Genomic DNA, 24,602 nt, shown 5'->3' on the forward strand with positions numbered 1-24,602 from the left:
CGGTATGTGACAAAAACGGAAATATTTATAATCAGAATTTCTTCGATACACTTAAAAACGTACACGACCAGTTATTTTTCATCAATGGTGTAAACCGTTCATTGGTCGTGTCTTTGTTTTCGCCTTCGACCCGTTTCACTGAAATAGTGGAAGGTGGCTTTGCTGGCGGCCCTGTTATTCCAGCCGACTTTAATTCAGCGAACCCGGAAGCGTTAGATTTAGTAGCTGCTAATGTAGAAAAAGCGAACATTGTAGGTCGTCAAGTAGCAAGTGATTACAGTTGTGCAATGGTGACGGCCCAGTTACTTGATATTGACCCGCAAACCGGTGAACCGCTTAATACACTTGCACTTGCTGCTGAGCTAGAGAGTCAGTTGCGCGGTCAGTATGAAAATGACCAAACATCTATACACATTATTGGTTTTGCCAAAATGATTGGTGATGTTGCAGATGGTGCAAAAGATGTGCTTCTGTTTTTTGCGATAGCCATCGCGATAACTGCAGTAATGGTGTACTTCTTCTCGCGTAGCATTATGTTAACGCTACTACCTTTGGTGTGCTCAATTATTGCGGTTATATGGCAACTAGGTTTATTGACGTCTATCGGCTTTGGTATGGACCCTATGTCTATCTTAGTACCGTTCTTGGTCTTCGCTATAGGCGTAAGCCATGGTGTTCAAATGATCAATGCGGTAGAAAAGCAAGCGGTAACCGGTGTTGGTGCTAAACGCGCGTCAATGGCAGCCTTTAGAAACCTTTTGGTACCAGGCGGTATTGCACTGTTATCTGATACCGTTGGGTTTATGACCTTACTCGTTATCGATATCGGTATTATTCGTGAGCTTGCCATCACAGCAAGTATGGGTGTTGCAGTTATTATTTTAACTAACCTGCTGTTATTACCAGTACTAATGAGCTTCTTGAAGCTTGATGAAAAGTACGTTGAAAAGTTCGCAGGTAAAGAAAACGCCAATTCCAAGTTTTGGGAAGTTATTTCATCATGTTCACATAAAAAACCTGCTGCCATTATTTTAATTGTTACAGCAGTATTATTTGTGTTCGGTCACTTCCAAGCACAAAACATGAAGATAGGGGACTTACATGCGGGAGCACCAGCACTTCACGAAACTTCACGCTACAACGAAGACACGTTTCTTATAACCGATAAGTATGAAGTTACTGTAGATTATATTTCTATCTTAGTTGAGACCACGCCAGAAGCTTGTACATCTCATAGTGTGATGAAGGCTATGGATGATTTTCAATGGAAGATGGAAAATGTACAAGGAGTACAGTCAGCAGTCTCGCTAGCTTCTGTCGCAAAAATAGTAAATGCAGGTTATAACGAAGGAAATGTGAAATGGCAGGTATTACCTCGTAACCAGCAAACCTTGGTTCAGGCCATCTCACGCGTACCAACATCATCAGGTTTGTTAAACGGTGATTGCTCAGTAATGCCAATCATTCTGTTTATGGAAGATCACAAAGCGGAAACCATATCGCGCGTTGTAGATGCGGTTAAAGAATATCGTAGTGAATATCAAACTGATGATATGACCTTTAGCTTAGCCTCTGGTCCTGTTGGTGTTATGGCTGCGACAAATGAAGCAGTAAGTGCCGCTCAAGATCCAATGATGATATACGTATTTGGTGCCGTAATTGCACTTTGCTTAATAAGTTTCCGCTCTTTACGCGCAACACTTGTAGTGGTTATTCCACTGTATGTTGTATCGGTATTAGCACAAGCCTTAATGACTTACTTGCAAATAGGATTGACCGTTTCTACATTGCCAGTTATCGCACTTGGTGTGGGTATTGGTGTAGATTATGGTATTTATATCTTATCGACTAAGAGTCTTATGCTAAAACAAGGTTGTACGGTTCAAGAAGCCTACTTTGCGGCGCTTAAAGAACGCGGAAGTGCAGTATTGTTTACGGGCATAACGTTAGCTATTGGTGTAAGTACCTGGGTGTTCTCATCGCTTAAATTCCAGATGGATATGGGTATTTTGCTTACGTTTATGTTTGTGGTAAACATGCTTGGTGCAATTATTGTACTACCAGCATTGGCAAGATTCCTTTGGTGGAACAAGAATGACCCTAATGCATAAAATATTTTTGCATAGCTAAGCATTAAAAAGGGCCTTTTGGCCCTTTTTTTTGGGTGTTTTTTGCATAGTTATCTATGCTGTTAATATAAGGTTAAAAATAGGCTTTCATTAGTGTCATTTATTAGAGAAAATAGTTAGGTACTCGGCACTTACGACATTCAAAAAAGGTTAACAAATGACAGTCACCTCACAGCGACACTCTGTACTGCTAGACAACGTATTTGCACTTATCGAAAAGAAAGTAGATACCAAGCAGAAGTCTCTTGTGCAGCAATTTGGACGTCTGTTGTATAAAAATATCTCAAGCGATGATTTAGAAAATCGCAACGACAGCGACCTCTATGGTGCAACATTGAGTTTATGGAACGGCTTGGCTAAGTTCGATAATACATCTCCCTACATTCGCGTCTTCAACCCTGAAATAGCAAAACACGGTTGGCACTCTAGTCATACTATTGTGGAAATCATCGTTTCTGACATGCCGTTTTTGGTAGATTCAGTACGCATGCTACTCAATAGACTAAATATCACTTCGCACTTATTTCTTCACAGTCCCATCGGCATAAAACGCGACGAAAGCAATAAAGTACAAGCGTTTGCAGAGCCTGGGCAGCCTATTGACGGTGCGAAAAAAGAAACAGTTATATTCATCGAAATAGACACGCAGACATCTAAGAAAGATATTGAAGGCCTTACTAAAGAGCTTCACTCTGTGGTGGACGAGGTGTCTCTTGCAGTAGCAGATTGGCAAGGTATGACAGACACCCTGCAAGCCGTTATCAAAGACAGTGCGTCTTATAACTGGCCGGTTTCAGGTGACGATCAAAGTCAAACGAAAGCTTACCTCGAGTGGTTGGGCGATCATAACTTCACCATGATGGGTTATCGTTATTACGAAGTGAAAGCCATTGAGGGGGATCACCGTTGGATCCCACAAAATGATACAAGTTTGGGGCTTTTAAAGAATTCAGTTAACGATAGAGAACGTTTATTGTCTAAACTTCCAGCATCTGCACGTGCGGAAGCGCTAAGTAAAAATCCGTTAATACTTACCAAAACAAACTCGCGCGCTCGAGTTCATCGTCCTGCATATATGGACTACGTTGGCGTCAAAGTATTCAATAAAGATGGGCAAGTTGTCGGTGAGCACCGTTTTCTGGGTTTATATTCCGCATCTTTCTACAATAATAGCGTCACGCAACTTCCAATTTTGCGTGAAAAGATTAAGCGCATTTGCGCATTATCTGGCTATGAGCCAGGCACACATGCGTTTAAAGCGTTCACCAATATTATTGAAACTTATCCACGCGACGAGCTTTTACAAACACCTGCTGAAGAATTGGCGCAAATCGTCATGGGCATTTTTCAAATGCAAGAGCGCGGTATTTCACGTTTGTTTATTCGCAAAGATGTTTTTGGACGTTTCTTCTCATGCATGGTGTTTGTGCCAAGAGAGCGCTACAACACCCAATTGCGTAAAGAGACCCAAGCGCTATTAAAGGCGTCTTTAGGTGCAACAGAAGAAGTAGAGTTTACTACTTTCTTCTCTGAGTCTGTGTATGCACGCACGCATTACATCGCCCGAGTCAACGACAACAACGCGGAATTTGACGTGAAGGAAATAGAACAAAATATTATTGAGTTGACCAAAACCTGGAATGACAGACTTGCTTCTGCTATTTCAGCTGCCCATGGTGAAGCTTCAGGAAAAGCACTAGAGCGCAAATATAACAACGCATTCTCGCGCAGTTATATGGAACACAACCTGCCATCTGCTGCATTGGTAGATATTGGTAAGTTGGAAACGCTTGATGATGATCACACCCTCGACATGTTGTTCTATCGTCCTCAAGAAGAAGATGCAGATAGCCAGATCGTTAAGTTAAAGCTTTTCCACCGCGCCGAGCCAATTCACTTATCTGATGTTCTTCCGATGTTAGAAAACTTCGGCTTGCGCGTGATTGACGAAAGTCCGTACAAAATTACCTGTGCAGAGGGCGAGCGCAATTGGGTAATGGATTTCACCATGTTGCATAAGAGTGGGCAACATTTTGACATGGAAAACGCCCAAGTGCTTTTCCAAGATGCCTTTGCCAAAGTGTGGTACAAAACACTAGAAGACGATGCATTTAACCGCCTTATCTTAGGTGCGAATATGACAGGGCGTAAAGTGACTATTTTACGCGCTTATGCCAAGTACATGCGTCAGACTGGTAGTTCATTTAGCCGCGATTACATCGCTAATACGCTAGCCAATTATCCAGACATTGCACGCCTATTAGTCGACTTCTTCGATCAGCGTTTTAACCCTAAGAAAAAGCGCAACGAGAAAAAAGAAGAAACTATTCTTGAGACGATTAAGGCGCAGTTAGATAACGTGAGTAACCTTGATGACGACCGTATTATTCGTCGTTACCTAGACATGATGTCAGCTACGTTGCGTACTAACTTCTACCAAGCTGATGACGCGGGTAATGAGAAGTCATACGTGTCATTTAAAATGATGCCCGAACTCATTCCTGAAATGCCACTTCCTCTGCCGAAGTTTGAAATTTTCGTATACAGCCCTCGCGTAGAAGGTGTGCATTTACGCGGTGGTAAAGTAGCGCGTGGTGGATTGCGTTGGTCTGACCGACAAGAAGACTTCCGCACAGAAGTACTTGGTCTAGTGAAAGCACAGCAGGTTAAAAATACCGTTATCGTTCCTGTGGGAGCAAAAGGTGGCTTCGTTTGTAAGAACCTGCCTGTTGGTCAAGGTCGCGACGCCATTCAAGCTGAAGGTCAAGCTTGTTACCGCATCTTTATAACCAGTTTGCTCGACATTACTGATAATATCGTAAACGGTGAAATCGTGCCGCCTAAAGACGTGGTACGCCTTGACGATGATGACCCTTACTTAGTGGTTGCAGCAGATAAAGGCACAGCGACCTTCTCTGACATTGCAAACGGTATTGCTGAGGAATTCGGTTTCTGGTTAGGCGACGCGTTTGCCTCTGGTGGCAGTATCGGTTACGACCACAAGAAAATGGGTATTACTGCCCGTGGTGGTTGGGAGTCAGTTAAACGCCATTTCCGTGAAATCGGTATTGATTGTCAAACCACAGACTTCACCTGTGTGGGTGTGGGCGATATGGCAGGTGATGTGTTTGGTAACGGTATGTTGCTGTCTAAACACACGCGCTTAATTGCTGCGTTTAACCATTTACATATATTTTTCGATCCAAACCCAGATGCGGCATCTAGCTATGAAGAACGCAAGCGTTTATTCGAAAACCCAAGCCTAAGTTGGGAAGATTACGACAGCAAGCTGATATCGAAAGGCGGTGGTATTTTCAATCGCTCGTCGAAGTCAATTAAGCTTACGCCTGAAATGAAAAAGTGGTTAGGTACCCGTCAGTTAACCATGACGCCTAATGAGCTTATTCACAATATATTGAAAATGCCGGTAGACCTATTATGGAACGGCGGTATAGGGACATATATTAAGAGCAAGAAAGAATCACACTCTGAAGTTGGCGATCGCGCCAATGACGATTTACGTGTGAATGGTCGCGATGTTCAAGCAAAAATTGTGGGCGAGGGTGGTAACTTAGGTTTAACGCAACTCGGTCGTATTGAATACGCGTCAAGCGGTGGCCGCGTTAATACTGACTTCATTGATAATGTAGGCGGCGTAGATTGTTCAGATAACGAAGTGAACATCAAGATCCTTCTAAACACGCTAGTGAATGACGGCGAACTGACGCTTAAACAGCGAAATAAATTGCTGTACGACATGACTGATGATGTTTCGCGCATTGTTATCAAAGATTGTTATCGCCAAACTCAGTCAATCTCAATTACTGAACTTGCGGGTGTTAAGCAATTAAAAGAGCAATTGCGTTTTATTCACGGCTTAGAGCGTGAAGGACAACTAAACCGCGAACTTGAATTTATCCCAAGTGACGATGAAATATCAGACCGTGTTGCTACCGATCAAGGTTTTACACGTCCTGAACTGAGCGTACTCATCGCTTATGGAAAAATGGTATTAAAGGATGCGTTAAACATTCCTGAAATTACCGATAATCCGTATCATGGTAAGTTACTTGTTGAAGCCTTCCCAGAGGTATTGCGTAAAAAGTTTGCAACACACATGCAGCAACATCCACTACGCAGTGAGATCATTGCCACTAAATTAACCAATAACATGGTTAATGACATGGGCCTTAACTTTGTATTTAGAATGCAAGAAGAGACAGGCGCGAGTGTTAGTGAAATAGCTGATGCGTATGCAATTGTGCATGGCATTTTCAATATGAAAACATTGTGGGAACGCATTGAAGAACTCGACAATGTCATTCCTGCAAAGCTACAGCTTAGAATGCTTGATGAAGCAAGACGTATTATGCGCCGCGCATCACGTTGGTATATTCGCCATGGTAATAAAACGCAGTCTATTGAAGAGGCTATCGCTAGTTATCGCGGTACGTTCGACATCTTGTCGAAGAACCTTCAACATTATCTTGTTGAAAGTGAATATGCACAACTTGAAAAAGCGACACAAAAATATATTTCTGAAGGCGTACCACAAGATATTGCTTATCAAGTGGCCAGTTTCTCAAATATGTTCTCAAGCTTCGATTTAGCGCAGGTTGTGGAAGCAGATAAACACGATACCGATGTTGTTGCTAAGCTTTATTATCAACTTGGTTCGAAACTAGAGCTTCACTGGTTCTTGGATCAAATTAATAATCAGACTGTGTCTAACCATTGGCAAGCGCTAGCACGCGCGTCATATCGCGAAGAGTTAGATTGGCAGCAACGCTCAATTGCCGCTAATTTGTTAGCTTCTCGTGAAGACGTAAACGATCCAGACCAAATTTTGAATGAATGGATTGAAAGTAATCAGGTGTTATTGAAGCGTTGGTACCACATGATGTCCGAATTTAAGACCAGCAATACACACGAATTTGCGAAGTTTTCTGTCGCTTTACGTGAATTGATGCTTTTAAGCGTGAAGTCTAACCATTAGAATACACGCACCTTAATGATTTAAGCCCTGTTAATCAGGGCTTTTTTATATTAGCGAGCGTTTAAACTACCCATGCAATCTCTAGTGCAAAAAATCTTGCTTCAGTGCGAACCTGAAAAAAGTCACGATTTCACCATCAACTGGTTAAATAAGACCCAACATACACCGCTGAAATGGATGTACAGCACTCCGACAATTAAAAAACCGGTAAAAGTTGCTGGTTTGACCTTTGATAACCCCGTGGGTTTAGCCGCAGGTTTAGATAAGAATGGCGATTGTATTGACGCGTTTGCAAGCATGGGCTTTGGTTTTGTAGAAATTGGTACCGTAACGCCTCGTCCTCAAGCCGGTAACCCAAAACCTCGCTTATTTAGGCTTCCAGAGAAACATGCCATTATTAACCGCATGGGTTTTAATAACAAAGGTGTTGATCATCTTGTTGAGCAAGTAAAGCAAGCGCAATTTAATGGGCCAATTGGTATCAACATTGGCAAGAACAAAGACACAGAAGAAGCAAACGCGTTAGACGACTATCTTATTTGTTTAAATAAGGTGTATCCCTATGCCAGTTACGTTACGATCAATATCTCTTCACCCAACACGCCGGGGTTGAGAAATTTACAGTACGGTGAAGCGCTAGATAGCCTTCTAGCGGGTTTGAAAGCGGCTCAAGAAACGCTCACGCAAACACATGGCAAATATGTACCCCTATTTATCAAAATTGCACCAGATTTGAGCGATGTTGAAATTGAAAGTATTGCAAAATCTCTGATCAATTCAAAAATGGATGGCGTTATTGCGACAAACACCACGCTATCAAGAGACGCAGTGCAAGGGCTTAACCATGCAGACGAGATGGGAGGCTTAAGCGGCTCTGTTATGACCGAAATGAGCTTAGAGGTTACGCGCAAACTCGCTAAAGCACTAGATAGATCAATACCAATAATTGGGGTTGGCGGTATAGACTCCCCCGAGGCTGCACAAGCTCGGTTAGATGCAGGCGCATCCTTGGTACAAGTTTACTCTGCTTTCATTTACCAAGGCCCATCTCTCGTAAAACGTATTGTTAAGGCTTTATAAGTTAGCGCAATTTTATTGATGTGTGCTCATGCATACACGCACACACAAACTACAGGTATATGAATGAATACAATTCTGGTTACGACCAGTCGCGGTCTCGACGAACTATTAAAACAAGAAGTGTTAAACCTTTGCCCACAAGCTCAAATAAAGCAGGGCCCAGGTACACTACAGTTTGAAGGTACAAAAGAAGATGCTTATAAAATCTGTCTTTGGTCGCGACTTGCAAACCGTGTTATCTGGGTTCTTGCGACAGGTAAAGCAAATGATGCAGATGCACTCTACAACACAGCAATGGGTATAGATTGGCAAATGCAAATGGACTCACGGCATACACTGTCAGTGCAGTTTATAGGAACTAACTTTGCCATTAAAAACACCCAATTTGGCGCCGTTCGTGTCAAAGATGCTATTGTTGATTCATTCGTTGAACAAGGCCTTGCGAGACCGTCTGTAGAGCGCAAAATACCTGACATTTCAGTTTATGCTCGGCTACATCGTGACAATGTCATTATAGGTATCGATTTAGCTGGTGCTAGTCTTCATCAACGCGCCTACCGCCAACAAACAGGGGACGCGCCACTTAAAGAGCACATTGCAAGTGCTATGCTAATGCGAAGTGGTTGGACGGAAAATACCGACGCGCCACTTGTTGATTTAATGTGTGGTTCAGGAACCATTGCTATTGAGGCTGCATACATTGCAAGGAATATTGCACCTGGTATTAAGCGTAGTTACTGGGGATTTAACAAATGGTTCGGTCATGAACCTAGCATTTGGGAAGAATTGCTCGATAATGCCATTGCGCAGCAAAAACCGTCTTGTGGCGGGATCTATGCCGGTGACTTCAGCCGTAAAATGGTAGCAATTGCAAAAGCTAACGCCGATTTCGCTGGTGTTTTCAATGACATCGCTTTTAGTCAGCAAGACGCAACAAAGTCTTCACCGCCTGTTGCAATACCGGGTTACGTTGTTTCGAATCCACCTTACGGGGAACGCTTAGGTGAATTGACTTCACTTATTCCTTTGTTTAGTGATTGGGGTAAGCGTTTTAAAGAAGCCTGGAAGGGATGGCATGTCTCATTGCTAAGCAGTAACCGCGACTTGCTTCGCGTACTAAAACTGCGTGCCACAAAAGACTACGCAATGAACAATGGTAAGTTGGAGTGTCGACTAGCAAACTACGTACTAGACGAACAAAATACCGTGCAGTTTAGCGAAGATGCAAGTAATCACGAATTTGCCAATCGCTTAAAGAAGAACCTAAAGCGCATGAAAGGCTGGATCAAAAGCGCAAATACCAACTGCTATAGAATTTACGATGCTGACTTACCTGATTACAACGTGGCGGTAGACCGTTACGGTGAGTGGTTAGTTGTACAGGAATACGCGCCACCTAAAACAGTTTCTGAAGAAAAGGCGCGTAAGCGACTACAAGAAGTGTTACTACATCTACCTGCAGTTACCGGTGTGTCACCGAAGCACATTGCACTTAAAGTGCGTAGCCAGCAAAAAGGGACAAAGCAGTACGAAAAGATTAATCAGTCTGGTGAAATGATGGAAGTGTTCGAAAACGGCGCTCGTTTCTTGGTCAACTTAACCGACTACCTCGATACAGGTTTGTTTTTAGATCATCGCAATACCCGTCAAAAGGTAATGCAGCTATCAAAAGATAAAGATGTGCTCAATTTATTTTCGTACACCGGAAGCGTTTCGGTGTTTGCGGCTAAAGGTGGCGCAAAGTCGGTAACAACCGTAGATATGTCCAATACCTATCTAGAATGGGCGAAGAAAAACGTAGCACTCAATAAATTAACCGGTCCACATGCATTCATTCAGGCAGACTGTACAACCTGGTTAAGTGAGCACAAAGGGCAGTATGATTTAATCTTTATTGATCCGCCTTCATTTTCAAACTCAAAGCGCATGCAGAATACGTGGGACGTACAACGTGACCACGTAAAAATGCTCACTGATGCCAGTAAATGCCTGAAACCAAACGGTATGATTGTATTTTCAAATAACAAACGCGGCTTTAAGCTTGATGAAGCCGCGGTCTCTGCATTAGGTTTCTCTATTGAAAATATTACTAAAGAGACCATTCCAGAAGATTTCGCCCGTAAAGGCAACATTCATCAATGTTGGGTTTTAACATCGTGAAAATTTTCTTTTATACCGGTCCTCAGTGCAGTTTGTGTGACCTTGCAGATGTAGAGCTCGGTAATACGTCGATGTTCGCATCGCTTGAGATTGAAAAAGTGAATATTAGAACGAGTACCGATTTATATCATCTTTATGGTGCTCGCATTCCCGTGCTTAAGCGCGAAGACAATAACAAAGAAATAGGTTGGCCATTTTCAACGGCCGACTTAGAGGAGTTTCTTCAGTGAGTATTTTGCAGTTAAAAAACATCACTGTTATCTACGGAAACCCACCATTGCTTGATGGCATTGAATTGGTGGTGCAACCCAAAGAGCGGGTTTGTTTAGTTGGTCGAAATGGCAGTGGTAAATCAACCCTTATGAAGGTGATTGCCGGTGACATAATTGCTGATGATGGTCAGCGCATTATAGAAAATAACACGGTAGTGGCGCGCCTAGAGCAAGATCCACCGCAAACTACTGATGTTTCATTATTTGATTACGTCGCCGAAGGTTTGTCGGATGTGGGTGAAACCCTGAAAGCATATTTCCATCAAACCCGATTAGTGGGTGAAGATCCGAGCGAAGCAAATTTGAATAAACTTCAGCGTTTACAAGAAACGTTAGAAGCGCGAGATGCGTGGCAGTTTGAGCAACAAATAGAACAAACGTTAACTATGCTTAAGCTCGACCCCGATATTTCACTTTCAACTCTTTCAGGTGGATGGCGTAGAAAAGCCGCATTGGCTAGAGCCCTTGTTCGTTCACCTGATTTGCTGCTTTTAGACGAACCCACTAACCACCTTGATATTGAGATGATCCGTTGGCTAGAGTCTAGTTTAAGTAATTACAAAGGCGCTATTGTGTTTGTAAGCCACGACAGGGCGTTTATTCGCTCTATGGCTACACGTATCGTTGACTTAGACAGAGGCACGGTAACCAGTTATCCAGGCAACTACGAAACTTATCTAGAGAAGAAACAACACGATTTAGAGGTTGAATCGTCTCAAAACGCTGAGTTTGATAAAAAGTTAGCGCAAGAAGAAGTATGGATACGACAAGGAATTAAGGCCCGTCGCACGCGTAACGAAGGTCGTGTTCGCGCCCTTAAGAAACTGCGGGAAGAGAGAAAAGCCCGTCGTGCTGTACAAGGCAGCGCTGTAGTAAACCAACACCAAGCTGCTCGTTCTGGCAAAATGGTGTTTGAAGTTAAAGATTTAAGTTACAGCATAGAAGGCAAACCTATCGTTAAAGGGTTAAACCTTAATGTACTTCGCGGTGATAAGCTTGCGCTAATTGGCCCCAATGGTAGCGGCAAGAGTACCTTGATTAAACTCCTCTTAGGCGAACTGCAACCCGACAGCGGTAACTGCAAACAAGGTACAAATTTAGAAGTCGCGTACTTTGATCAACACCGTCACGGCTTAGACCTTGAGAAGACCGTGATTGACGCGGTTGGCGACGGTAAGCGTGACCTTATGGTTAACGGTCATCCTCGCCATGTGATCAGCTATCTCCAAGATTATTTATTTACACCCGAACGTGTTAATGCGCCAGTGAAGTCATTGTCTGGAGGTGAGAAAAATCGCCTCATGCTGGCTAAACTTATGCTTAAACCAAGTAACGTATTGGTACTGGATGAACCCACAAACGACCTGGATGTTGAAACGCTAGAAATGCTTGAAACCCTGTTAAATGAATACACGGGCACAGTATTATTGGTGAGTCACGATAGGGAATTTGTCGACAACGTAGCAAATAGCAGTGTGGTTTTTGAAGGAAATGGACAATTACGGGAATTCATTGGGGGTTTCACTGACGTTGAAAGCTGGTATAAAGAGCAAGATGAAAAACGTCAGGTCATTGAAAAAGAAGAAAAGGCCAAGGTAAAGAATGAAACTAATTCAGCTTCTAATAGTCCTAGTGCTAAGTCTTCTCCCCGTAAGACGAAAAAGCTATCATACAAAGATCAGCGTGAGCTTGAATCTTTGCCTCAGGAGCTAGAGAAACTCGAAGAAGAGCTTGAGGCGATGCAAGAACAAGTCAACAGCCCTGACTTTTTCAAACAAGACAGTGATATAACGGCCAAAGCGCTATCCGATTTGGCCGAAAAAGAAGAATTACTATCCCAGAAATATGCGCGCTGGGACGAATTAGAAAGTATGCTGGAAGACAATCAGCAGTAAATAGGATTTTAAATGAAACGAACTCAGCTTGCCGCCGCCGTACTGTTAGCAACAAGTAGTGTGTCGGCTTTTGCCGCAACTTATTCAGTTACACCGCTGCCTTTACAAGAAACTGCTAGAAATAACTTTGGCCGCTCTATTGATGAAGCGGGTAAAATGCTATCTGTCGTGCAGTTAGAATACAATCCGCCTGTTGACGTAGAACAACTAGAAAACGACACCGTGTTTTTCGACGAATTTGGTGAAGATCTCGATAGTGAAGAAGACGCCAAACAGGGTATTTTCTCTGACAGTGATTACTCGACGATTGTGAACTTCTTGATAGAAACTTCAGGTGCTAGTCAGGGCCAGAAACTTGCACAATACCGCACCTACCTCACTGATACACAAGATATTAGTCTTGTACCAGGTCTTGATCAAATTACAGACAAGTTCAATGATTATACCCGCTCTGTTGTTTCTGTGGGTCGTGATAGCCTTAATGGCGACTTCATTGTTGGCGATTCTACAGGGTTAGTTGTTCTAGAACCATATGAAAACGAAGACGGCGATACCTTCAATTTCACCTATGCAGAATCGGCAGAACAGGCCTTTATTCAGGTATCAGGTCAAACCAAAATATTACCCCCCGTTGACGACACCATTGGCGGTTTCGGCTCAGCGCGTGCAATAAACACCAATTTAGAAGTTGCTGGGTTTAGCACGGTATCGTTTAACGAAACCGTTCACGAGGCTGTTGAAGCATGTGGGGACGATGAAGAGCGCGGTGATCTGCCAGAAGGGCGCTGCCTGCAATCTATATACGCTGGTAGCTTTTCTGTTCCACGTATTTCAAGTGTTTTCTTAAATACATCGTCTAGTTTCCTGTCGGCTTATTTGAGATTTTCTGAAATTAACGCAACCATTTGGCAAGTAGATGTTAATGGTGACGTGGTAAGTCAGGAAACCTATCCATTATTAGTAGAGCCTGAAGAAGATGATACTCAACATTTCTACACTCTCGCCTATGATATAAATGACCAAGGAATTGCAGTTGGTGAAGCTTTAACTGGTGAATATGTTCGATTTACGCGTCCTAATTCGTCTGGCCAAACTGAAAGTGAGCGCGTTGCGACCGTGTTTAGAGACGGTGAAACTATTGAATTACTCCCTCGTGATGAAAATATTTTGAGTCAGGCAGTTGGAATTAATGATAACAACTGGGTTACGGGGGCGGTTTTGCGCACTAGCAGTGATATAGCTCGTTCACGACTTTTTGTTTATAACCTCGATACGCAAGAGCAGCAGTATCCGTCGGGCTTTTTCACAAGTGCTGGTGTAACAGCTAACGCTATAAATAACAATAATATCGTTGTTGGTAGTACGGATGTATCAGCAACAAGTGACACCCTTCGAGAAACTGCTGCATTCATGTACAACATTGATACTGAAGAATTTACTAATTTAAATGATTTAGTGTCTTGTGAAAATACGTACGAGCTGATCGAAGCCGTTGACATTAACGACAATAACGAAATCATTGCCAACGCGCGCATTAAAACAACCTCTAAGTATGTTTCTGGTGTTGATATAATAACCTCCACTGGAGAGACCCTTGAGGTTGATTCAGTCGTCGCGGTAAAACTCTCTCCTATTGCCAATGGCAGTGTAGAGGAGTGTGAAGTTCCTGACGATGAAAAACCTTATGAACGAAAAGCTGCATCAAGCACTTGGTTCGGTCTGTTGGGGTTATTTACAGCATTAATGCTAAGAAGACGCATCAGAAAGTAGTACGAGAGAGTACATATTTTACTCACTTTTAAAAGCCACATTCACTGTGGCTTTTTTTATGCCTAAATATGATAAAAATTGAAATAAATATGAATAAAAAATTTCATAATTAATTCATTTAAAGTTCATTTATTTAATGTTTGTCAAGCAATTTTATTGATAAAAAACCTTGAACCAATTGGTCAATTGCACTATCTAATAGTTGTACGCAAAGCGTTTTCCAGCAGTTTCGGCATTATTGATATTGACCGCTAGAGAAAACGAATTGGTGTACATCCAAATAAACAAAAGAGGCTTATCAATGAAAAGACAAAAAAGAGATAAACTGACTCGCGCACATGCTAAAGGCTATCAAGCTGGTATCAGCGGTCGTTCGAAAGAAAATTGTCCATTTCAGCAATTCGATGCACGCTCACAGTGGCTAGGTGGCTGGCGTGAAGCAGTGGAAGACAGACACTTAGGGCTAGCTATTAAGTAGTTCTTTCTCTTTTATGAACTGATTAAGCAAAAGGAAAAGCCCCTGAAAAGGGGCTTTTTTCGTACTGGTAAATGTGAATGAGTGCCAATTAGAAATTTGACGTATCTTGGAATAAGCCAACTTTTAAGTCTTTAGCAGAGTAGATTTCGCGCCCATCTACTTCAACAACACCATCAGCCATGCCCATAAACAATTTACGCTTGATAACACGCTTCATTGTAATTTTATAGGTTACTTTCTTCGCGGTAGGCAATATTTGACCTGTGAATTTAACCTCACCAACACCCAATGCGCGACCTTTACCTGGTCCACCACTCCAACCTAAGAAAAAGCCCACTAGTTGCCACATGGCGTCTAAACCAAGGCAACCAGGCATAACTGGGTCGCCTGGGAAGTGGCAGTCAAAAAACCAAAGATCCGGCGTAATATCGAGCTCTGCAATTATTTCACCCTTACCATGCTCACCACCGTCTTCAGTGATAGATGCGATTCGATCCATCATTAGCATATTGGGCGCAGGGAGTTGACTATTTCCTTCACCGAACATTTCCCCACGGCTACATGCAAGTAAATCTTCTTTATTGAAGCTGTTTTTCTTATCTGACATTACTGACTCGTTGTTGTTTTCAAAAATTGAAGGTAATTTAGCGAACAGTTGTAAGCTAAACAACTCTGAACAGTGTTTTTTATGTGTAAAAACGCGTGTTAGACTAAATACAACTCAAATATGTGTAATTACTATGACAGATAAGACAAAAAATGAGCAAGTGAAAAAAGGCGCTGTAAATAAAGCAAAAGCGAATGCTGAAAAACAGCGGCGTTTCAGAGAAAGACAAAAAGATGCGGGAAAAAAGCTGGTCCGGGGTTACGTTACGCCTGAAGCTAAGCTTTGTTATGACGAAATTAGAGATAAAACAGGATGGACCGACAGTGAGGCCATGTCTAATGCCATGCGCCTTATGTATGCAGCGTATAAATGCGGACAAATCAAACTACTTAATGAATGGTTGCGCAAAAACGAGCGTTAATTCTTGTGCTGCTTTTGTTTTAGCCACTGTCGACTGGGGCTATTAGTCATAGTATGTCGCCGAATAATTCTTTTAGCTTCTTGCAACACATCACAGCGTTCTCGGTAGTCCCATAATCGCTTTGCAGTTTGTTTATTGTGCGCGTTAATGTCGATAATGGGGTGATAGTAATCACGCTCCACATCAAAATTAAGCATTTGTGACTCTAAGGGAGGCAGCAGATGTGGTGCATGTACAGCTTGGTTGGGTAGGTGCCGTACCTCAGGTACCCAGCGCTTAATAAACACACCGTTTGGGTCTAGTTTTGCTGACTGTGTCATAGGATTATACAGCCTTACAGTGTGAATTCCGGTAATACTGGCTTGCATCTGAATTTGTGGGTAATGAATACCGGGCTCAAAATCTAAAAATTGCGTAGCGAGATAATGTGCAGCCTTAAGCCAGTGCACATTTAAATGGTGACACAAAAAACTGGTAACCATCGCCCGCATGCGAAAATTCAAATACCCTGTTTCTTTTAAAGCTCGCATACAAGCATCCACCAATGGATAGCCGGTTTGACCGACACTCCAAAGGTAAAAACGCCGCTCTGCTTCTGGGCCGTCGATATAGGGAAAATCATTATACGCATGGTTCATTGGTTGCCATTCCATGCTGTGTTCACTTTCAAATTTTTGAATAAAGTGGCAATGCCAGTGAAGCCTCGACGTTAACGCTGACAATGCATTTCTCCAAAGCTTTCGTTGCGCTAAAGGTAGTTGTTTCTTTTCTTTGCGCTGGATATTCACATACGAATATACCTGCTTAATGGATAAGTTGCCCCATGCAAGATAAGGACTTAAGCGGCTGCATGCATGCCTTGCCGCATGAGGTTGGGAAATGTGTTTATGGTAATACATACCCCGTTGCTCAAAAAAATGTTTTAACACTTGCCAGCCACGGCGTTCGCCACCGGGCTGCATAGTCGAGCAGGGTGCTACACTTGGATTTATTTTAACGTAAGAGGTTGCTTGCCGTTCCATATCCTTTATGGCACCCCAATTCACCCAGTGAGTGCTATAGATATCAAAATCGAAGGTTGGTTCGGAAAAATGCGCCTCCCAATTAGCCTGCCAATGTTTGCGATGTGGCAGCCCCCGAATCACTGCACCGAACGAGGCTTCTTTAAAACTAATTCCATTATAAGTCAGCCACTTAAAAACAGAGGTGTCGCGGTTATGCGTAACCTTTAGCCCTACTTCTTGGTAACTCCTAACCTGTTTAATAGTAAAGAATTGCCCTATGAACCTAAACGCATCTATTATTTCCATATGTAGTTGCAATACATTTATATGTTCAGGAAGTTGGCTATTAATATCATCAAGGCTCTGTGCCACAAAATGCCAATGACGAGCACTCATGTGAGGGTCAGCTAATAAAGAAGGCTCCCAACAATAGAGCAACAGCACATTCTCACCGTTACCATACGCTTCAAACAATGGCTTATGGTCGCGAATTCGTAAATCACGTTTTAACCAAATAACAGTAATGTCTTGCTTTGTCATCAACTCGAAGCGCAATTTTAACTTACGGGAGCCACTTATTTCTAAATGTGCTGTCTGGGTCGTAGGTTTCGGTTTGTTTTTGAAGATTGAATTGGCGATGACCTCTTGGGTCGCTACCCACTCCAGCTAAATACAGCCAATTACCCCAGTTGCTACCCACGTCATAGTCGATAAGTTGTTGCTCGAACCACGCTGCACCATGTCGCCAATCTTGGCGAAGTTCATGTACAAAGCAACTTGCTACAAGCTGTCTTCCACGATTTGACATATATCCCGTTGATAATAATTGGCGCATGCAAGCATCGACAATGGGATACCCTGTATTACCGTTACACCAATCGTTAAATACATCAGAATTATGTGTAGTGTCAGGGCTAACGCCGTTTATTCCACTAAATCTAAACCAGTTCGACCCATGGCATTTTTGAAGCCAGTAAAAAAACTCACGCCACAAAAGTTCAAAATAGATCCAATAAGTCGACTCATTTTTCTCTATTGTTTCTTCATAGTGCCTCACTCGTTGCATAACGTATCTTGCAGACAAAGCGCCATTGGCAAGCCAAGCGCTTAATTTAGTACTATCAGGCCAAACATCTAATGTATTTCGGGTTTCTTTATAAGTAGACGCAGCGTTCCAATCGAACAAATAGGTCTCTAAATGCCGTAGGCCAGCTGATTCACCGCCAATAAATTCACCCTCAACATATTTCCCTTCAATAAATTCGCCTTCGTCACATTTTGGAGCGTAGCAACTAATGTCGAATAAGCTTATATGCGCGGGTAAGTTATCAAATTGGGGCAAAAAGGAGGTTGGTAGTGACTCAATTTTGGAGAGCGGTGGCCGAACGGTGAGCACCTTTTCAACCTTGCGTCTAAAAGGACTAAATACCTGAGGCATATCATTGACGGTAAACGGTAAATCACATTCGTTAAACAAACCAAATGATTCACGTTCTATCAATTCAACGTTGACAAAGCGCTTTTGAATATCATTCAGCGCCTTAATTTCATTAAATCCATTGTGTTGACTTACACCCAAGTGAGTGTAGCCGTTTTGCATAAGTAAAAGTTCTAAACAAGACAGCGTATTACCGTTAAGAACAATAAGTGAGTGCCCAAGCACACGAAGTTGATGGCTAAGATCGGCCAAAGTTTCTATCAAAAATCGATATCTATGCTTTCCTATATTCGGAAAATTGCTTTCTAATTGTGAAGCTTCACCTTTATTACTTCTATTTCCACTATCAACAGCGGCTTGGTGGTAATTAGATTGCCCAGAATCAGTGGGTAAAACCTTGACATGGTCGGTGTCAAAAATATAGACAAAGCTGATTTCATCAACCTGCTCAGTTAACGCATCTAGTGCAGGTTGGTCATGCAAACGTAAATCGTGTCGAAACCAAAATAGCCCTTTTTTTGGGGTTTCCACACTGTCGCTAGTAAGTCTTTGGTTTGGCATAATTAATTACACATCATTTTTATGTATAAAACGGATCCTGAATCCGTATTTTGTCGTAATCACGCTAATACGTTCTTAATTTAGAATAAGTGCAACTCAAAGGAAAAAAAGTGACAGTTCCAACTAGCATTATGTGGTTTCGCCAAGACTTGCGCGTTAAAGACAATCCTGCACTTAATGCTGCCTGCGATATGGGCAAGATTGTTCCCGTTTTTATATACGATGATACAGCCCCAAATGGTCGAGACTTAGGCGGTGCAAGTAAATGGTGGTTACATCATGCATTAGCGTCTTTAGATAAGTGCTTACAAAGCCACTTACAAATTTTCAAAGGCGATCCTCGTGAAATATTACCTGCATTAATGAAGCAATATGATGCTAAGGCCATTTTCTGGAATCGCTGCTACGAACCTTGGCAAATAAACCGCGACAAGGAAATTAAACGACACATTGTTGAAGCGGGTTACGAAGCTTACAGTACTAATGGAAGTTTATTGTGGGAGCCGATGAAAGTTCTGAAAAAGGATGGTACGCCATATCGCGTATTCACACCTTACTACCGCAAAGGGTGTTTGAACTTAGCACCGCCCCGTTACCCTAAGGCGCCGCCAGCGCGTATCACCTATAGTGATGTCAACAAAGAAGATGATGGTTTAGATGCGCTGAACCTGCTGCCCAACATACCATGGGATTCAACCATTACCTCAATGTGGAAGCCAGGAGAAGAGGGCGCTGCAGACAATCTGTCTCATTTTATTCAACACGCTGCGCGCAGCTATAAAGACGGCAGGGATATTCCGTCCCTAAATGGCACCTCTCGTTTGTCACCGTATTTGCATTTCGGCGAGATATCACCAAACCAAGTGTGGTATGCCGTAAAAGATCAATTTGGTGATACAGAAGATAAGAGTATCGATACGTATTTGAGTGAACTAGGATGGAGAGAGTTCAGCTACTATTTGCTGTATCACTTTCCTACGCTTCCAAATAAAAACTTTAATGAAAAATTCGACAAGTTCCCATGGCGTGACGACACCAAAGCGTTGAAAGCGTGGCAAACCGGGCAAACAGGAATCCCAATTGTTGATGCTGGTATGCGTGAATTATGGCAAACAGGTTACATGCACAATCGCGTTAGGATGATTGTAGGTTCGTTTCTGGTAAAAAATTTACTATTAAGTTGGCATGAAGGCGAACGCTGGTTTTGGGATACACTGCTTGACGCCGATTTAGCCAGTAACAGCGCAAGTTGGCAGTGGGTAGCGGGTTCAGGTGCAGATGCTGCACCTTACTTCAGAATATTTAATCCCATACTACAAGGAGAAAAGTTTGACAAAAAAGGGGTTTATGTCCGCAAATATTGCCCAGAACTTAAAAACTTGCCTGATAAATACATTCATAAGCCTTGGGAAGCACCCAGCATTATTGCTAAAGATGCAGATGTGGAACTTGGCAAGAGCTACCCAAAACCTATTGTCGATTTGAAAGCGTCTAGACAACGGGCACTTGATGCATTTCAACAAATTAAAGGGTAATTATGGCAGCTTTAATTCTTGTTTTAGGCGATCAATTAACCGAGTCTCTCTCTGCCATCCGTAATGCCAATAAAGGCGAAGATCTCATTTTAATGGCAGAGGTACAGGAAGAAGCGACTTACGTTAAACATCACAAGAAGAAAATTGCTTTTTTGTTTAGTGCTATGCGTCACTTCGCCGCCCATTTGTCAGCGCTAGATCACAATGTAAATTACATAAAACTAAATGATGAAAGCAATCAAGGTAGTCTTCTTGAGCAAGTCAAATATACATTAACACAACGCAGCTATGACAAAGTGATATGCACCATGCCAGGTGAGCATCGACTACTAAAAAGTATGCAGCAATGGGAAAACGTGCTTGGTGTGCCAGTAACAATTTTGCCTGATACACGGTTTCTTTCTACACCTGAAGAATTTAGCGAGTGGGCAGAGGGCAAGAAACAGCTGCGTATGGAGTTTTTCTACCGCGAGATGCGTCGTAAGCACAACGTACTAATGGATGGTCGCAACCCCATTGGAGGTAAGTGGAATTATGATGCTGAAAACCGTGAATCAATGCCAGCAACACATCAAGTACCTTCACATTCAGTATTTAAACCTGACGACATCACCAACGAAGTATTAACTTTGGTTGAAAATGAATTTTCTGACCATTTTGGTGAACTCGACAATTTTTATTTTGCCGTTACCCGAGAACAAGCATTATCTGTTCTTGAAACCTTTTTAGATGAGCGCCTAGAAAACTTCGGAAAATTCCAAGATGCAATGGTTGAGGGCAAACCTTGGATGTATCACTCACATATTGCGTTTTACTTAAATTGCGGCTTATTGCTTCCAAAGGAAGTGATTGGTGCGGCTGAACGTGCATACCATGCAGGGCAGGTACCGCTTAATTCCGCTGAAGGCTTCATTCGGCAGATACTTGGCTGGCGCGAGTATGTCAGAGGGTTCTACTGGCATTTCATGCCTAATTTAAAAACTGACAACTACTTTGATAACAAACGCTCACTGCCAACTTTCTACTGGAATGCACAAACCAATATGAATTGTATGCGCCAGTGCATTAAGGAAACACAACAAAACGCCTACGCACATCATATCCAGCGTCTTATGGTACTGGGTAACTTCAGTCTATTAACCGAGTTGAGTCCTGAAGAAGTACAAGCGTGGTATCTGTTAGTTTACGCCGATGCGTATGAATGGGTGGAGCTTCCTAATGTGGCTGGCATGATCTTATACAGCGATGGCGGAAACCTTGCGAGTAAGCCCTACGTAGCCAGTGGAAGTTACATTAATAAAATGTCCAACTACTGCAAAAATTGCGGGTATCAAGTATCTAAGAAAACCGGCCCCAAAGCGTGCCCATTTAACTATTTGTATTGGCATTTTATAGACAAACACAAAGAGACGCTTTCTAACAACCCTCGGATGGCCATGATATATAAAACCTATGGCCGCATGAAAAGTGAAAACATAGACGCAATGAAAGAGAGCGCGTTGATATTTCTTACCAAGCTAGAAAATAATGAAGAAGTCTGAATTACCCACCAAGGTGTGTGTTGTGTGCAATAGGCCTTTTACTTGGCGTAAAAAATGGGAGCGGGATTGGGAAAATGTTAAGTATTGCTCTAAGCGATGCGCTTCGAAAAAAGCCAATATTAGAGCCGTTAATTGACTGATAGTAGTAGGTTTCATACCTACTACCATTATTAATGGGTATCACTTGAACTAGATATAACTCCATCGAGTTATTATACCATCACCGATGTTGCTAAAGCACAAAAAATGCAAAACAGAAACACGCAAAGTATTGCACATCGTTTTGTTGCCACGCTTTATAGATGGCAATTCTAAATCCAACAAATCATGAGTAATATTCATGCAGTAATGAATTAATACCATTTTTATTCATATTTAATCATCGGTATAACGTAATCACCGAAGAGCAAATGCTCTTGGCTAGTTAAAAACCTTGGTACGTTAAAACCGACGCAAGAAACATGGAATTTTGGATTAGATATGAACGCTGACTTTACCTTCTCAATCAACAGCATTCGCTTTGATGAGAACTACCACCCTTCGGAAAATACTCGTATTACGACTAACTTTGCCAATTTAGCTCGCGGCGAAAAGCGTAAAGATAATTTGCGTAACGCGCTTAAGATGATTAACAACCGATTCAATGCATTAGCGCATTGGGATAACCCACAAGCAGATCGCTACACTGTTGATTTGGACATAGTTTCGGTAGATATTGAAGTTAATGGTGATGGAAAACGCTTTCCAACTATCGAGATACTACAAACTCATATATTCGATAATGTAACCCAAAACCATATACAAGGCATTGTTGGTAATAACTTTTCCTCTTATGTACGCGACTATGACTTCAGTGTACTGCTTCTAGAGCACAATAGAGATCAAGATGGATTCAGCGTACCAGATAACTTTGGCGCACTACACGGCAACTTGTTTAAACACTTTGTAAAATCAAGTGTTTATAGCGAAAAATTTCAAAAGCGCCCTGTGATATGTTTAAGTGTTTCAGACAACAAAGAATACCATCGCACGGAAAACCGACACCCTGTTTTGGGCGTGGAATATACACCAGATAGTACATCGCTTACAGAGCAGTATTTTAGAAAAATGGGCCTAGATGTGCGCTACTTCATGCCCCCAAACAGTGTTGCACCGCTTGCATTCTACTTCTTTGGTGACTTACTCAACGATTACACAAATCTTGAACTAGCTAGCACCATAAGCACAATGGAAACCTTCCAAAAGATTTATCGACCTGAAATCTATAATGCGAATTCAGTAGCTGGTACACGTTACAAGCCAAATTTAAAACACCTCGATCACTCACTTACTCAGATTGTGTATGACCGAGAAGAACGCAGCCAATTAGCGGTGAAGCAGGGTAGGTATGTGGAAGAGCATTTTATAAAGCCTTATCAAAACGTGTTGGCGCAACTCACTACTCAATTTGCCTAAGCTAAACAAAGAAGAATTCGTATTATGAAAACATTACTGCCCACATCTATTGCAGGAAGCTTACCTAAACCTGCATGGCTTGCCCAAACTGAAACACTTTGGTCTCCGTGGAAATTGCCGGACGATATATTGCAAGAAGGAAAGCACGATGCATTACTTGTATCACTGCACGCGCAAGAGCATGCAGGTATCAATATTGTTTGTGATGGAGAGCAATCACGCCAACATTTTGTAACGACCTTTATCGAGAACTTACGAGGTGTCGACTTTGAGAAACGAAAAACCGTAAGAATACGCAATCGCTACGACGCAGACGTGCCTGTTATTGTAAGTGAAGTATCAAGAGATAAACCTGTATTTGTTGAAGATGCTAAGTTTCTAAGAAAGCAAACAAAACAGCCTATTAAATGGGCACTGCCTGGCCCAATGACCATGATAGATACACTTTATGATGACTACTATAAGAGTAGAGAAGCATTGGCATGGGAATTTGCAAAAATTCTAAACGAAGAAGCTAAAGAATTAGAAGCAGCGGGCGTAGATATTATTCAGTTTGATGAGCCGGCATTCAATGTGTTTTTCGACGATGTAAACGACTGGGGCATTGCCGCGTTAGAGCGCGCAACACAAGGTCTTAAATGCGAAACTGCAGTACATATATGCTATGGCTATGGCATTAAAGCAAACACTGACTGGAAAAAATCGCTAGGCAGTGAATGGCGTCAATACGAAGCCATTTTCCCCAAACTGCAACAGTCATCAATTGATATCATTTCTCTTGAATGTCATAACTCTAGAGTTCCTATTGAGTTACTAGCATTGATAAAGGGTAAAAAAATAATGGTAGGTGCCATTGATGTCGCCACCCACGAAATAGAGACACCTCAAGAAGTCGCTGCAACGCTTAGAAACGCGTTGAAATATGTAGATGCTAATAAACTTATCCCATGTACTAATTGCGGAATGGCACCATTACCGAGAAGAGTCGCCAATGCCAAATTAGAAGCGCTAGTGGCTGGTACAGAAATTGTGAGAAAAGAGCTGACAGGTGGTTTAAATACTGAAGCGTATGCGAATCAACGTAGAACAACAGACAACGAAAGCTTATCTATTACCTGATACTTTACCGTAGTGGATTTTCTTAGCTACCGCTAAGATGCCAATTCAGCTGTCACCTTCACCCATTTGATGTCTCGCAACCCCATCTATGCGAGGCTTCAGGGCCATGACATACTTAATGTCGTGGCTTTTTTTTAATTG

17 protein-coding genes are annotated in these 24,602 nt (G+C 42.2%); 14 read left to right on the forward strand and 3 right to left on the reverse strand.

The features are described from left to right. The 8 genes from EYR97_RS15730 to rmf form a co-directional block, all read left to right on the forward strand. Nucleotides 1-2,111: RND family transporter (locus tag EYR97_RS15730; RefSeq protein ID WP_131094619.1), on the forward strand; the 2,111-nt coding region annotated here is incomplete at its 5' end. Nucleotides 2,112-2,286: 175 nt separating this feature from the next. Further along, nucleotides 2,287-7,125, forward strand: coding sequence for an NAD-glutamate dehydrogenase (locus EYR97_RS15735; protein ID WP_131094620.1), 4,839 nt, complete (start codon nt 2,287-2,289; stop codon nt 7,123-7,125). 72 nt (nt 7,126-7,197) lie between these two features. Beyond that, nucleotides 7,198-8,205: a quinone-dependent dihydroorotate dehydrogenase gene (pyrD, locus tag EYR97_RS15740; RefSeq protein ID WP_131094621.1), complete on the forward strand. Its 1,008-nt coding sequence runs from the start codon at nt 7,198-7,200 to the stop codon at nt 8,203-8,205. A gap of 63 nt (nt 8,206-8,268) precedes the next feature. Continuing rightward, entirely contained in the window at nt 8,269-10,365 is a 2,097-nt protein-coding gene (gene rlmKL, locus EYR97_RS15745; RefSeq protein WP_131094622.1) for a bifunctional 23S rRNA (guanine(2069)-N(7))-methyltransferase RlmK/23S rRNA (guanine(2445)-N(2))-methyltransferase RlmL, read from the forward strand. After that, complete coding sequence (locus EYR97_RS15750) at nt 10,362-10,595, forward strand: glutaredoxin family protein (protein WP_131094623.1); 234 nt, start codon at nt 10,362-10,364, stop codon at nt 10,593-10,595. The genes rlmKL and EYR97_RS15750 overlap by 4 nt, the downstream gene beginning before the upstream one ends. After that, a complete protein-coding gene (locus EYR97_RS15755; protein WP_131094624.1) occupies nt 10,592-12,532 on the forward strand; it encodes an ABC transporter ATP-binding protein in 1,941 nt (646 codons plus the stop codon). The genes EYR97_RS15750 and EYR97_RS15755 overlap by 4 nt, the downstream gene beginning before the upstream one ends. A gap of 12 nt (nt 12,533-12,544) precedes the next feature. Continuing rightward, entirely contained in the window at nt 12,545-14,302 is a 1,758-nt protein-coding gene (locus EYR97_RS15760) for a DUF3466 family protein (protein ID WP_131094625.1), read from the forward strand. Nucleotides 14,303-14,603: 301 nt separating this feature from the next. Next, nucleotides 14,604-14,780, forward strand: coding sequence for a ribosome modulation factor (gene rmf / locus EYR97_RS15765; RefSeq protein WP_131094626.1), 177 nt, complete (start codon nt 14,604-14,606; stop codon nt 14,778-14,780). 88 nt (nt 14,781-14,868) lie between these two features. Here rmf and fabA read toward each other — a convergent pair whose 3' ends face one another. Beyond that, nucleotides 14,869-15,387 carry a bifunctional 3-hydroxydecanoyl-ACP dehydratase/trans-2-decenoyl-ACP isomerase gene (fabA, locus tag EYR97_RS15770; protein ID WP_131094627.1) on the reverse strand — a complete coding sequence of 173 codons (519 nt, stop codon included), beginning with the start codon at nt 15,385-15,387 and terminating at the stop codon, nt 14,869-14,871. Nucleotides 15,388-15,520: 133 nt separating this feature from the next. Here fabA and EYR97_RS15775 point away from each other — a divergent pair, with 133 nt between their 5' ends. Next, a complete protein-coding gene (locus tag EYR97_RS15775) occupies nt 15,521-15,808 on the forward strand; it encodes a hypothetical protein (protein ID WP_131094628.1) in 288 nt (95 codons plus the stop codon). Here EYR97_RS15775 and EYR97_RS15780 read toward each other — a convergent pair. Both EYR97_RS15780 and EYR97_RS15785 read right to left on the reverse strand, forming a co-directional pair. Continuing rightward, nucleotides 15,805-17,352: a cryptochrome/deoxyribodipyrimidine photo-lyase family protein gene (locus EYR97_RS15780; protein WP_131094629.1), complete on the reverse strand. Its 1,548-nt coding sequence runs from the start codon at nt 17,350-17,352 to the stop codon at nt 15,805-15,807. The genes EYR97_RS15775 and EYR97_RS15780 overlap by 4 nt on opposite strands. Before the next feature lie 22 nt (nt 17,353-17,374). After that, nucleotides 17,375-18,811, reverse strand: a complete 1,437-nt coding sequence (locus EYR97_RS15785) for a DASH family cryptochrome (protein ID WP_131094630.1) — start codon at nt 18,809-18,811, stop codon at nt 17,375-17,377. 110 nt (nt 18,812-18,921) lie between these two features. Here EYR97_RS15785 and EYR97_RS15790 point away from each other — a divergent pair, with 110 nt between their 5' ends. The 5 genes from EYR97_RS15790 (at nt 18,922) to EYR97_RS15810 (ending at nt 24,461) form a co-directional block, all read left to right on the forward strand. After that, nucleotides 18,922-20,346 (forward strand): deoxyribodipyrimidine photo-lyase, encoded by a 1,425-nt coding sequence (locus EYR97_RS15790; RefSeq protein WP_131094631.1) that lies wholly within the window; start codon nt 18,922-18,924, stop codon nt 20,344-20,346. Between the two features lie 2 nt (nt 20,347-20,348). Further along, nucleotides 20,349-21,887 (forward strand): cryptochrome/photolyase family protein, encoded by a 1,539-nt coding sequence (locus EYR97_RS15795; protein ID WP_131094632.1) that lies wholly within the window; start codon nt 20,349-20,351, stop codon nt 21,885-21,887. Then, entirely contained in the window at nt 21,874-22,023 is a 150-nt protein-coding gene (locus EYR97_RS15800) for a DUF2256 domain-containing protein (RefSeq protein WP_131094633.1), read from the forward strand. The genes EYR97_RS15795 and EYR97_RS15800 overlap by 14 nt, the downstream gene beginning before the upstream one ends. Nucleotides 22,024-22,367: 344 nt before the next feature. Beyond that, nucleotides 22,368-23,342: a DUF1852 domain-containing protein gene (locus EYR97_RS15805; protein ID WP_131094634.1), complete on the forward strand. Its 975-nt coding sequence runs from the start codon at nt 22,368-22,370 to the stop codon at nt 23,340-23,342. Nucleotides 23,343-23,366: 24 nt separating this feature from the next. Continuing rightward, the gene (locus EYR97_RS15810) at nt 23,367-24,461 is read left to right on the forward strand and encodes a methionine synthase (protein ID WP_131094635.1); all 1,095 of its coding nucleotides are present in this window, start codon (nt 23,367-23,369) and stop codon (nt 24,459-24,461) included. The last annotated feature ends 141 nt before the right edge of the window (nt 24,462-24,602 follow it).

The sequence above is a fragment of the Alteromonas sp. KUL42 genome (assembly GCF_006538325.1).
Classification (GTDB): domain Bacteria; phylum Pseudomonadota; class Gammaproteobacteria; order Enterobacterales; family Alteromonadaceae; genus Alteromonas.